Annotated in this window: 3 protein-coding genes; all 3 read left to right on the forward strand. The window is 62.4% G+C overall.

Translation table 11 applies throughout. From position 1 onward, the window contains the following. The first annotated feature begins 98 nt into the window (after nt 1-98). The gene (locus tag QKE52_RS04920; RefSeq protein WP_347948291.1) at nt 99-1,055 is read left to right on the forward strand and encodes a DUF3068 domain-containing protein; all 957 of its coding nucleotides are present in this window, start codon (nt 99-101) and stop codon (nt 1,053-1,055) included. Between the two features lie 294 nt (nt 1,056-1,349). Beyond that, the gene (locus tag QKE52_RS04925) at nt 1,350-4,829 is read left to right on the forward strand and encodes a DNA-directed RNA polymerase subunit beta (protein ID WP_046647757.1); all 3,480 of its coding nucleotides are present in this window, start codon (nt 1,350-1,352) and stop codon (nt 4,827-4,829) included. A 102-nt stretch (nt 4,830-4,931) separates the two neighbouring features. Further along, nucleotides 4,932-8,927, forward strand: coding sequence for a DNA-directed RNA polymerase subunit beta' (locus QKE52_RS04930; protein ID WP_347948292.1), 3,996 nt, complete (start codon nt 4,932-4,934; stop codon nt 8,925-8,927). Nucleotides 8,928-9,231 lie beyond the last annotated feature (304 nt).

The raw sequence follows: 9,231 nt of genomic DNA on the forward strand, positions 1-9,231 counted from the left end.
TTTAACACTCCTTTAGCCCCCGTCAATGCCGCGTGAATGTGAAACGCACCCTCCGGGGAAATGTGTTTTGAGCAAACGAATCGGTAGGATAAGCCACCATGCTGCCCAAGTCCCGCATCTTCTCCGTCCTCCTGCTCGGCCTCGGCGTTGCGCTGATCGCGGCCGGCCTGACGGCGTCGAGCTTCTTGAGCTTTAGTCCGCGCCTGCCGTTGGACATCAATGACACGACGTGGACGATGCAGGATGACAACGCTACCGCGCAGGAGCTGTCCGCAGAGGGCGTTACGCAGTATGAGGGGCCGATGACTTATCAGCTCAACCTGGACATCCAGGACCCAGCAGACAAGGAGACGGCGACGCTGCGAGTGGGGGAGTCCGCCATCCGCGGCGGCACGGGCAACGTGGAGGACCTAAGCTTTGCCCGCGTGTGGAACTATCCCGTCGATCGCCTCAGCGGTGAGGCCACGGGCTCGGCGGCGCTCTCCCACACCATGGGCTCGCCCACGGCGGAGGTGCCCGTCGAGGGCTACTGGCTCAAGCTACCCGCCGATGCCGAGCAGACTACCTACCCGGTCTTTGACCCGGTGCTGCGCAAGGCGGCCGACGCCGTCTTCGAAGAATCCCTCGACATCGACGGCCGCACGGTCTACCGCTACCGCCAGGAGATTGAGCCCACCAACGTGGCTACCCTCTATGCTGGCAGCACGACGACCACGCTGAGCAACGAGGATGGCTCCACCGAGCAGGGCTACCTCTTCCACGCCGCAACCCGGGACCTCTACGTGGATCAAGCCACCGGACTCGTCGTGGGCATGGACGTCGATATCAAGGACTACTGGGCCGACCGCGAGGGTAACGAGCGTGAGGTGCAGTTCGCCTTCAATGGTGCGACTTCTGAGGAATCCCGCGCGGAGCTGCTCCAGCAGGCCGAGCGCTTCCCACGGAGTGCTGTGGGGCAGTGGGTGCGCTGGGGCGGCGTCGGAATCGGCGCGCTTCTGGTGCTGCTCGGGGCGCTGGGCGCTTTCCGACGTCCCACTAGCCGCCACTCCCGCTAGCCGCGCGTGCTAGGGGCCCGCGCGTGCGGATCTCCGAAGCGACACGCCGGCGGCGCGTTTCGCCTTTACAAGGCCGCCATTATGCTATAGGCTATTTCGTTGCGCTGGAATCTGGATCTTTAGTGCACATTTAGCCTTTCGAGCGGTGATGGTAAAACCGACTTGACAAGGTGATTTTGTGCATTCTAAACCCAGTCATTCCACAGCAGACCGAATGCTAAATCTACCAGCGGTTTTGCACCTCACCGGCCAGGGTGGGGCCGCAATCCGCCAGAGGTACTGGAAGGACCCATCTTGGCAGTCTCCCGCCAGACCAAGTCAGTGGCCAACATCCCTGGAGCCCCGAAGCGATACTCCTTCGCTAAAATCAGCGAGCCTATCGCCGTCCCGGGCCTCCTCGATCTACAACTCGATTCTTACGCGTGGCTCATCGGCACCCCCGAGTGGCGCGAGCGCGAGCAGGCAGAGCGCGGCGAAGACGCACGCGTGACGAGCGGCCTTGAGGATATTCTCGAGGAGCTTTCTCCGATCCAGGATTACTCGGGCAACATGTCCCTGTCCCTGTCGGAGCCTCGCTTCGAGCCGGTGAAGAACACCGTGGACGAGTGCAAAGAGAAAGACATCAACTACTCGGCGCCACTGTACGTCACCGCAGAATTTATCAACAACGACACCCAGGAGATTAAGTCCCAGACCGTCTTCATCGGTGATTTCCCGATGATGACCGAGAAGGGCACCTTCATCGTCAACGGCACCGAGCGCGTTATCGTCTCGCAGCTCGTGCGTTCCCCGGGTGTCTACTTCGACCAGACCATCGACAAGTCCACCGAGCGCCCGCTGCACTCCGTGAAGGTCATTCCTTCCCGCGGTGCGTGGCTCGAGTTTGACGTCGACAAGCGCGACACCGTCGGCGTGCGCATCGACCGTAAGCGCCGCCAGCCGGTGACCGTGCTGCTTAAGGCCCTGGGTTGGACCGAGGAGCAGATCAAGGAGCGCTTCGGTTTCTCCGAGCTCATGATGTCCACCCTCGAGTCCGATGGCGTGGCCAACACCGATGAGGCTCTGCTGGAGATCTACCGCAAGCAGCGCCCGGGCGAGCAGCCCACGCGTGACCTCGCGCAGGCACTGCTGGATAACTCCTTCTTCCGCGCGAAGCGCTACGACCTGGCCAAGGTGGGCCGCTACAAGGTCAACCGCAAGCTCGGCCTGGGTGGAGACCACGACGGTCTGATGACCCTGACCGAGGAAGACATTGCCGTCACCCTCGAGTACCTCGTGCGCCTGCACGCCGGTGAGCGTGAGATGAAGGCCCCGAACGGTGAGATGATCTCCATCCACACCGACGACATCGACCACTTTGGTAACCGTCGTCTGCGCACCGTGGGCGAGCTCATCCAGAACCAGGTCCGCGTGGGCCTGTCCCGCATGGAGCGCGTCGTCCGCGAGCGCATGACCACCCAGGACGCAGAGTCGATTACCCCGACCTCCCTGATCAACGTTCGCCCGGTTTCTGCTGCCATCCGCGAGTTCTTCGGTACCTCCCAGCTCTCGCAGTTCATGGATCAGAACAACTCCCTGTCCGGCCTGACCCACAAGCGCCGTCTGTCCGCGCTGGGCCCGGGCGGTCTGTCCCGTGAGCGCGCCGGCATCGAGGTGCGAGACGTCCACGCTTCGCACTACGGCCGCATGTGCCCGATTGAGACTCCGGAAGGCCCGAACATTGGCCTGATCGGTTCGCTGGCGTCCTACGCCCGCGTCAACGCTTTCGGCTTCATCGAGACCCCGTACCGCAAGGTTGTGGACGGCAAGGTCACCGACCAGGTGGAGTACCTCACCGCCGATGAAGAGGATCGCTTCGCTATTGCGCAGGCAGAGGTTGAGAAGGATGCCGACGGCACCCTGACCGGCGACCGCATCGAAGTCCGCCTCAAGGACGGCGATATCGGCGTGACCGACGCCGCCGGCGTTGACTACGTCGACGTCTCCCCGCGCCAGATGGTCTCCGTGGCTACCGCCATGATTCCGTTCCTCGAGCACGACGATGCTAACCGTGCCCTCATGGGCGCGAACATGCAGCGCCAGGCCGTGCCGCTGGTGCGCTCCGAGGCCCCGTACGTGGGCACCGGTATGGAGCAGCGCGCAGCTTATGACGCCGGTGACCTCATCATCACCCCGAAGGCGGGCGTGGTGGAGAACGTCACCGCGGACCTCATCACCATCATGGATGACGAGGGCCAGCGCGATACCTACATGCTGCGCAAGTTCGAGCGCACCAACCAGAACACCAACTACAACCAGACCCCGCTGGTGTCCCTGGGTGAGCGCGTGGAGGCAGGCCAGGTGCTTGCCGACGGCCCCGGTACCCACAACGGTGAGATGTCCCTCGGCCGCAACCTGCTGGTTGCCTTCATGCCGTGGGAAGGCCACAACTACGAGGACGCCATCATCCTCAACCAGCGCATCGTGGAGGAGGACATCCTCACCTCGATCCACATCGAGGAGCACGAGATTGATGCTCGCGATACCAAGCTGGGCCCGGAGGAGATCACCCGCGAGATCCCGAACGTCTCCGATGACGTTCTGCGTGACCTCGACGAGCGCGGCATTGTCCGCATCGGTGCCGACGTCCGCGCGGGCGACATCCTGGTCGGTAAAGTCACCCCGAAGGGTGAGACCGAGCTGACCCCGGAGGAGCGCCTGCTGCGCGCCATCTTCGGTGAGAAGGCCCGCGAGGTGCGCGATACCTCCATGAAGGTGCCGCACGGTGAGACCGGTAAGGTCATCGGCGTCTCCCGCTTCTCCCGCGAGGATGACGACGACCTCGCCCCGGGCGTCAACGAAATGATCCGCGTCTACGTGGCTCAGAAGCGCAAGATCCAGGACGGCGATAAGCTCGCCGGCCGCCACGGCAACAAGGGCGTTGTGGGCAAGATCCTCCCGCCGGAGGATATGCCGTTCATGGAGGATGGCACCCCGGTAGACATCATCCTCAACACCCACGGTGTGCCGCGTCGTATGAACATCGGCCAGGTGCTCGAGGTTCACCTCGGCTGGCTGGCACACGCTGGTTGGAAGATCGATACCGAGGACCCGGCCAACGCCGAGCTGCTCAAGACCCTGCCGGAAGAGCTGTACGACGTCCCGCCGGAGTCGCTCACCGCAACCCCGGTCTTCGACGGTGCCACCAACGAGGAGATCTCTCGCCTGCTGGCTTCCTCCAAGCCGAACCGCGATGGTGACGTCATGGTGGATGAGCACGGCAAGGCCCGCCTCTTCGACGGCCGCTCCGGCGAGCCCTACCTGTACCCGGTTTCCGTCGGCTACATGTACATGCTCAAGCTGCACCACCTCGTCGACGAGAAGATTCACGCCCGCTCCACCGGCCCGTACTCCATGATTACCCAGCAGCCGCTGGGTGGTAAGGCACAGTTCGGTGGACAGCGCTTCGGTGAGATGGAGGTGTGGGCAATGCAGGCATACGGCGCTGCCTACACCCTGCAGGAGCTGTTGACCATCAAGTCCGATGACGTGGTCGGCCGCGTCAAGGTCTACGAGGCCATTGTCAAGGGTGACAACATCCCGGATCCGGGTATCCCGGAGTCCTTCAAGGTCCTCCTCAAGGAGCTGCAGTCCCTCTGCCTCAACGTGGAAGTTCTCTCCACCGACGGCACGCCGATGGAACTGTCTGGCTCCGACGAAGACGACATGGACGGCGCTCCGTCCCTGGGCATTAACCTGTCCCGCGACGAGCGCTCCGACGCAGACATCGCCTAGCTTTTGGTCCGCCGCTTATCTAAGGCGGCGGGCATAACGAAACACCACCTACATACAAAGCCATCAACTTCCCCCTGACGGGGGATGAAAGGGAGACATTACGTGTTTGACGTAAATCTCTTCGACGAGCTCCGCATCGGGCTGGCCACCGCAGAGGACATCCGTCGCTGGTCCAAGGGCGAGGTCAAGAAACCCGAAACCATTAACTACCGCACCCTCAAGCCGGAGAAGGACGGCCTCTTCTGTGAGCGCATCTTCGGCCCGACCCGTGACTGGGAGTGTTCCTGCGGTAAGTACAAGCGCGTGCGCTACAAGGGCATCATCTGTGAGCGCTGTGGCGTCGAGGTGACCAAGTCCAAGGTTCGCCGCGAGCGCATGGGCCACATCGAGCTGGCCGCTCCGGTGACCCACATTTGGTACTTCAAGGGCGTTCCTTCCCGCTTGGGCTACCTTCTGGACCTGGCTCCGAAGGACCTTGAGCGCATCATTTACTTCGCCGCCAACATCATCACCTCCGTGGACGAGGAAGCTCGCCACAATGACCAGTCCACTCTGGAAGCAGAAATGCTGCTGGAGAAGAAGGACGTCGAGGATGACGTCGAGGCAGAGATCGCTGAGCGCGCTGCCAAGCTCGAGCAGGATCTGGCCGAGCTGGAGGCCGCCGGTGCAAAGGCCGACGCCCGCCGCAAGGTTCAGAACGCTGCCGATAAGGAAATGCAGCACATCCGCGAGCGCGGTGAGCGCGAGGTTGCTCGCCTTGACGAAATCTGGAACACCTTCATCAAGCTGGCTCCGAAGCAGATGATCATCGATGAGACCATCTACGAAGAGCTGGTTGACCGCTACGAGGATTACTTCACCGGCGGCATGGGTGCTGAGGCTATCCAGACCCTCATCCGTAACTTCGACCTCGAGGCTGAGGCCGAGGAGCTCAAGGAGATCATCAACAACGGCAAGGGCCAGAAGAAGATGCGTGCCCTCAAGCGCCTGAAGGTTGTTGCAGCCTTCCTGCGCTCGGGCAACGACCCGGCCGGCATGGTGCTCGACGCTATCCCGGTGATCCCACCGGAGCTGCGCCCGATGGTGCAGCTGGACGGTGGCCGCTTCGCCACCTCCGACCTCAACGACCTCTACCGTCGCGTGATCAACCGCAACAACCGCCTCAAGCGCATGATCGACCTCGGCGCTCCCGAGATCATCGTGAACAACGAGAAGCGCATGCTGCAGGAGTCCGTTGACGCGCTCTTCGACAACGGCCGCCGCGGCCGTCCGGTCACTGGCCCGGGTAACCGCCCGCTGAAGTCCCTGTCTGACTTGCTCAAGGGTAAGCAGGGTCGCTTCCGCCAGAACCTGCTGGGTAAGCGCGTGGATTACTCCGGCCGTTCCGTGATTATCGTTGGTCCGCAGCTCAAGCTGCACGAGTGTGGCCTGCCGAAGCTCATGGCTCTGGAGCTGTTCAAGCCTTTCGTCATGAAGCGCCTGGTGGAAAACGACTACGCGCAGAACATCAAGTCCGCTAAGCGCATGGTGGAGCGCCAGCGCCCTGAGGTGTGGGACGTCCTCGAAGAGGCCATTTCCGAGCACCCGGTGATGCTGAACCGTGCACCGACCCTGCACCGCCTGGGTATCCAGGCCTTCGAGCCGAAGCTCGTCGAAGGTAAGGCCATTCAGCTGCACCCGCTGGCTTGTGAGGCCTTCAACGCTGACTTCGACGGTGACCAGATGGCAGTCCACCTGCCGCTGTCCGCCGAGGCACAGGCTGAGGCACGCGTGCTGATGCTGGCTTCCAACAACATTCTGTCCCCGGCCTCCGGTAAGCCGCTGGCTATGCCACGCCTGGATATGGTTACCGGCCTGTACTACCTCACCATGGACAAGGCCGAGGACGAGATCGGCGGTGAGGGCCGTTACCAGCCCGCCACGGAGGATCGTCCGGAGCAGGGCGTCTACTCCTCCTACGCGGAGGCCATCATGGCTCGTGACCGCGGCGTTCTGGGCCTGCAGGCTCCGATCAAGGTGCGCATCTCCCACCTGCGTCCGCCGTCAGACATTGAGGCTGAGCAGTTCCCGGATGGTTGGCAGAAGGGCCAGGCATGGCTCGCTGAGACCACCCTCGGCCGCATCATGTTCAATGACCTGCTGCCGTGGAACTATCCGTACCTCGAGGGCGTCATGGTCCGTAAGGGCGGCGCAGGCAACAAGATGCTGCTGGGTGACGTCATTAACGACCTCGCTGCCAAGTACCCGATGATCACCGTTGCCCAGGTACTGGACAAGATGAAGGACGCGGGCTTCTACTGGTCCACCCGTTCCGGCGTGACCATCACCATGCACGACGTTCTGGTTCTTCCGAACAAGACCGAGGTCCTCGAGTCTTATGAGAAGGAAGCAGAGCGCATCGAGCGCAAGTACTGGGAGCAGGGTGCCCTGACCGAGCGTGAGCGCTACGACCGCCTGGTTGAGCTGTGGAAGGACGCCACGGACACCGTGGGTAACGCCGTTGAGGAGATGTACCCCGACGACAACCCGATTCCGATGATCGTGAAGTCCGGTGCGGCCGGTAACATGCGTCAGATCTGGACCCTGGCCGGCATGAAGGGCATGGTTGTGAACTCCAAGGGTGACTACATCACCCGTCCGATTAAGACCTCCTTCCGCGAGGGCCTGTCGGTTCTGGAGTACTTCAACAACTCGCACGGCTCCCGCAAGGGTCTGGCGGATACCGCTCTGCGTACCGCTGACTCCGGTTACCTCACCCGTCGTCTGGTGGACGTGGCGCAGGACGTCATCGTCCGCGAGGAGGACTGTGGCACCCGTCAGGGCGTGCGGGTCCCGCTCGGCGTCGAGGTTGCCGAAGGCTCCTACGACCTGCACGAGCTGTGGGAGACCTCCGCATCCGGCCGCGTCGTGGCTAACGATGTCAAGGATGAAAACGGCGAGGTTATTGCCGAGGCAGGCGCTGACCTGACCGAGGAGCTCAGCCGCAAGATCGTCGCCGCTGGCGTTCTGGAGATCAAGGTTCGCTCCGTGCTGACCTGCCAGACCCCGGCTGGTGTTTGTGCGAAGTGCTACGGCAAGTCCATGGCCTCCGGCAAGCTGGTCGATATCGGCGAGGCAGTCGGCATCGTGGCCGCGCAGTCCATTGGTGAGCCGGGTACCCAGCTGACCATGCGTACCTTCCACCAGGGTGGTGTCGGTGGCGATATTACCGGTGGTCTGCCGCGTGTTCAGGAGCTCTTTGAGGCCCGTAACCCGAAGAACCGTGCTCCTATCGCTTCCGTCGACGGCACCGTGTCCCTGTCCGATGAGGGCAACTTCTGGACCCTGACCATCACCCCGGATGACGGTTCCGACAACGTGGTCTACGAGAAGCTGTCGAAGCGCCAGGGCTTGGCTCAGGTTCGCCGCCCGATGGAGTCCAATCCGGACGCCATGATCGAGCGCTCCCTGCGCGACGGTGACCACGTCAGCACCGGTGACCGCCTCATGCGTGGTGCGGCTGACCCGCACGACGTGCTGGAGGTTCTCGGCCGCCGCGGCGTGGAGAAGCACCTCATCGACGAGGTTCAGGCTGTCTACCGTGCACAGGGTGTGGCCATCCACGACAAGCACATCGAGATCATCATCCGTCAGATGCTGCGTCGCGGTACGGTCATTGAGGCCGGTTCCACCGAGTTCCTGCCGGGTACCCTGGTTGACCTTTCTGAGGCCAAGCAGGTTAACGCCGCTCAGGTTGCTGAGGGTGGCCAGCCGGCTCAGCTGCGCAGTGAGATCATGGGTATTACCAAGGCCTCGCTGGCTACGGAGTCCTGGCTGTCTGCGGCCTCCTTCCAGGAGACCACGCGTGTGCTTACCGATGCCGCCATCAACAAGCGCTCGGATCAGCTCATTGGTCTGAAGGAGAACGTCATCATCGGTAAGCTGATTCCGGCTGGTACGGGTATTTCCCGCTACCGCAACATCAGCGTGAAGCCGACTGAGGCCGCACGTAACGCTGCGTACTCCATCCCGACCTACGGTGATTCCATCTACGGCGACGATGGCTTCGGTGAGTTCACCGGCGCTTCCGTCCCGCTGGAGGAGGACTACACCTTCTAGCTGTCGCACTGGATAGGACACGCCGAGACTAGCCTTAGCGCATAAGTCCCAGTACCCCCGTCATACCCCCTTCAATGGGTGTGGCGGGGGATTTTTTCTGTGCGGACAGAATCACAACGATGAAAAGTCTGTGGACAAACTAAACATTGGAATGGACTGTGGCCTGCGAGTTTTCCGTTCATTAACCAGAAAAAGCGCCGTGACATGCATGGACACTGTTAACCCCAGGCGATTTTTTGCACTTGCGGGAAGTGGCGGGGGGGGGGGGGGGGGGGGTGGGGTGGGGGGGGGGGGGGGGTTTTTG

The sequence above is a fragment of the Corynebacterium sp. c25Ua_47 genome, assembly GCF_039907205.1.
In the GTDB taxonomy this organism is placed as follows: domain Bacteria; phylum Actinomycetota; class Actinomycetes; order Mycobacteriales; family Mycobacteriaceae; genus Corynebacterium; species Corynebacterium hiratae.

Excerpts from the sequence above, each read along its gene's own strand:
- QKE52_RS04920 (WP_347948291.1), top strand. The coding sequence starts at position 99 with ATGCTGCCCAAGTCCCGCATCTTCTCCGTCCTCCTGCTCGGCCTCGGC.